The organism is Asticcacaulis sp. (assembly GCF_027484505.1).
Lineage (GTDB): Bacteria > Pseudomonadota > Alphaproteobacteria > Caulobacterales > Caulobacteraceae > Asticcacaulis.
In genome coordinates, this window is record NZ_JAIXSV010000157.1 from 1 (window position 1) to 3,464 (window position 3,464).

Genomic DNA, 3,464 nt, shown 5'->3' on the forward strand with positions numbered 1-3,464 from the left:
GTGGCGACATAGGCCGATTTGGGCACGATTTCGAGATTGCGCTCCACCGCCACCTTGCGCGGATCGATGCCGATCTGCTCGATCAGGGCCATCACATTGGCGGCCAAAACCTCGGTTTCTTCGCCATTCAACAGAATTTTCGTCATTTTCGGATCGTTTTCGGGCGAAAAAGCCCGCTTTTTCTTGTGAGCAAGCGCAACAGGGGATACAAGACCGCATCCCACAGGATCAGGCTTTGCATGTCGAAACCCATATATGTCCTTAACGGCCCCAATCTCAACCTTCTGGGGGTGCGTGAGCCGGAAATTTATGGATATACACGTCTTTCGGACATCGAGGCCCGTTGCACCGAGCTGGCCGCGGCCCGTCATGTCCCCGTCGTCTTTCGCCAGACGAATCACGAAGGCGAACTGATCGACTGGGTGCAGGAGGCGCGCGAACACGCTTCGGTCCTGATTCTCAACCCGGCGGGCTATGGCCACACCTCGGTCGCGTTGCTGGACGCGCTGAAGGCCCTCAGCCAGCCGATCATCGAATGCCACCTGTCGAACCCTCACGCCCGCGAACCGTTCCGCCATCACTCCTATGTGTCGCTGGCGGCCAAGGCGGTTATTGCCGGTATGGGGGCGATTGGCTATGAACTGGCTATCGAGGCGGCCCTACGCCTCATCGAACAATAGCCCACCGGCCCGTTCTTACGCACGGCCCCACCCCCTAACTAAGGTAAGCGCATGTCATCGCAAAAACCGGTTGACCCGATCGACCCCCGCCTCATTCGCAAGCTGGCGGACATCCTGAAGGAAACCGAGCTGACCGAAATCGAGGTCGAGCAGGGTGAACTGAAGATCCGCGTCGCGCGCACCCTCACCGCCGCGCCGGTGGCTACCTACGCCGCTCAGGTCGCGGCCCCCGCCCCTGTGGCCGCTCCGGCCCCTGCGGCTGCGGCTGCGGTTGCCGCCCCTGTGGCTGCCGAAGCCCCGAAAGCGGCCAAGGACGCCCTGAAATCACCCATGGTCGGCACCGTCTATCTGTCGCCGCAGCCGGGTGCTGCCACCTTCGTGAAGGTCGGCGACAAGGTAAAGGCCGGTCAGACCCTGCTGATCATCGAAGCCATGAAGACCATGAACCCGATCCCGGCGCCCAAGGACGGCACGGTATCGGAAATCCTCGTCTCCGACGCCCAGCCCGTCGAATTCGGCGAAGGCCTCGTGGTAATCGACTAACGCCATGTCCGACACCCCCAAACTGTTCGACAAGATCCTCATCGCCAACCGCGGCGAAATCGCCCTGCGCGTCATCCGCGCCTGTAAGGAGATGGGGATTGCCACCGTTGCGGTGCATTCGACCGCCGACGCCAACGCCATGCACGTACACCTGGCGGACGAAAGCGTCTGCATCGGGCCGCCCGCAGCCGCCAAGTCGTATCTCAACATTCCGTCGATCATCGCCGCTGCCGAAATCACCGGCGCGCAGGCGATCCACCCCGGCTATGGCTTCCTGTCGGAAAACGCCCGCTTTGCCGAAATCGTCGGCGCGCACGGCATGACCTTCATCGGGCCTCAGCCGGATCACATCCGCCTGATGGGTGACAAGATCACCGCCAAGCAGGCCGCCAAGGACTCCGGCATCCCCGTCGTTCCGGGCTCTGACGGCGGCGTGGCCACGGTCGAAGACGCCATCGAAGCGTCGAAGTCCATCGGCTTCCCGCTGATCATCAAGGCCGCTGCCGGCGGTGGTGGTCGCGGCATGAAGGTCGCGGCCAATGCCGATGTGCTGGCTGAACAGGTGATGAGCGCCCAGACCGAAGCCGCTGCGGCCTTCGGTGACGGCACGGTCTATATGGAGCGCTACCTCCAGAAGCCGCGCCATATCGAGATTCAGGTCATCGCCGACAGCCACGGCAATGTGGTCCACCTCGGCGAACGCGATTGCTCGCTGCAACGCCGTCACCAGAAGGTGCTCGAAGAAGCCCCCTCGCCCGTCATCGACGCAGCAGCGCGCGATAAGATCGGTATGATCGTCGTCGAAGCCATCCGCAAGATCGGCTATCTGGGCGTCGGCACCATCGAGTTCCTGTACGAGGATGGGGAGTTCTTCTTCATCGAGATGAACACCCGCCTTCAGGTCGAACACCCGGTCACTGAATTCGTCACCGGCGTCGATCTGGTCCGTGAGCAGATCCGCATTGCGGCGGGCCTGCCCCTGTCCTTCACTCAGGCCGATATCGACCTGAAAGGCCATTCTATCGAAGTGCGGATCAATGCCGAAAACGCCCGCACCTTCGTGCCGTCGCCCGGTACGGTTACCGACTTCCACACCCCCGGTGGCCTCGGTGTGCGCATGGATTCGGCGGTCTATAACGGCTACACCATCCCGCCCTATTACGACTCGATGATCGGCAAGCTGATCGTCTATGGGCGCGACCGTCCCGAAGCCCTGGCCCGCCTCAAGCGCGCCCTTCAGGAAACCGTGGTCGCCGGTATCGACACCACGATTCCGCTGTTCCTCGACCTGCTGAACGAAGCCGATATCCAGAAAGGGGATTACAATATCCACTGGCTGGAAAAGTGGATCAAGGCGCAGGAAGAGGCGAAGGTCGCCATTTAGCTATATAGATAGCCTTGCTTTTGCAAGGCTATCATTATTGGGAACAAAACAAAAACACTTGTCGGCACATCCAAATCATATCATCCTGAATGGAATATGTGAGGATTGTCCAAGATGTCAAAAGGGCACAATCATCGTCCAAATTGCCCATGCAATTTTTGCATGAACCGGCGAAAAAAATCTGCTCCCAAAACACGAGGAGAATATGAAAGCCGGCGTTTAAATGCGCTTCGGCGAAAAACAAGATTATGCAATTATTGTGGAAAGCCTATTTTTTTCCAAAATTTCCCCAACTTAGGTACAGGGGCATTCGACATATTTGGGCAAAAGCACAAGTGTCAATTAAAGCCGGATGAATATAAAGTCTTTAAAAAACTTCGTATTCCATCTCTGCGGAAAATTCTGTCCACTTATGAAAAAAATGGATGGATACCACTTTTTGAGGTTGAGTCTGGTATGGACTTATGGGGGCCTTACCTGAAGGGTAAAGCCATTGATAAACCTTACTTGTGGCATTTTCAAACTGAAAAGAGAATAAATATAGCGGAGAGCGAAATTATATACTTCCGACCAGTCGATGATTATTACGAAATAAACCTCTTTGATAATGACGAAACAGATTTCGTGAAAATCGTGGCGAGAAAATTTAATTCTTAACTTGTTTTAGAGCTTTGCTTTGGCCGATTTCACCCTCGACGATCTCGTTCAATGCTACCGCACCGGCATTTTTCCGATGTCGGATGCGCGCGATGATGAGACCCTGTTTCTGGTCGATCCGCCGCTGCGGGGCATATTGCCGCTGGAGGGCTTGCACGTGCCGTCGCGGCTGGCGCGCACTGTGCGCAATACGCCCTTCA

At 57.2% G+C, this 3,464-nt stretch carries 4 protein-coding genes and 1 pseudogene; all 5 read left to right on the forward strand.

Annotated elements, in window-relative coordinates:
• Window positions 1-239: 239 nt before the first annotated feature.
• Complete coding sequence (gene aroQ / locus Q0072_RS10020) at window positions 240-680, forward strand: type II 3-dehydroquinate dehydratase (RefSeq protein WP_290796811.1); 441 nt, start codon at window positions 240-242, stop codon at window positions 678-680.
• A gap of 51 nt (window positions 681-731) precedes the next feature.
• Window positions 732-1,223 carry an acetyl-CoA carboxylase biotin carboxyl carrier protein gene (gene accB, locus Q0072_RS10025; RefSeq protein WP_298329250.1) on the forward strand — a complete coding sequence of 164 codons (492 nt, stop codon included), beginning with the start codon at window positions 732-734 and terminating at the stop codon, window positions 1,221-1,223.
• Window positions 1,224-1,245: 22 nt separating this feature from the next.
• Window positions 1,246-2,607 carry an acetyl-CoA carboxylase biotin carboxylase subunit gene (gene accC / locus Q0072_RS10030; protein ID WP_298329255.1) on the forward strand — a complete coding sequence of 454 codons (1,362 nt, stop codon included), beginning with the start codon at window positions 1,246-1,248 and terminating at the stop codon, window positions 2,605-2,607.
• 114 nt (window positions 2,608-2,721) lie between these two features.
• Window positions 2,722-3,264: a hypothetical protein gene (locus tag Q0072_RS10035; RefSeq protein WP_298329252.1), complete on the forward strand. Its 543-nt coding sequence runs from the start codon at window positions 2,722-2,724 to the stop codon at window positions 3,262-3,264.
• 19 nt (window positions 3,265-3,283) lie between these two features.
• Window positions 3,284-3,464, forward strand: a pseudogene (locus tag Q0072_RS10040) (leucyl/phenylalanyl-tRNA--protein transferase); the annotation flags it as partial.

Bases quoted from the DNA above. Each gene is read 5' to 3' on its own strand.
- aroQ (WP_290796811.1), top strand. From the start codon at position 240: ATGTCGAAACCCATATATGTCCTTAACGGCCCCAATCTCAACCTTCTG.
- accB (WP_298329250.1), top strand. From the start codon at position 732: ATGTCATCGCAAAAACCGGTTGACCCGATCGACCCCCGCCTCATTCGC.
- Q0072_RS10035 (WP_298329252.1), top strand. From the start codon at position 2,722: ATGTCAAAAGGGCACAATCATCGTCCAAATTGCCCATGCAATTTTTGC.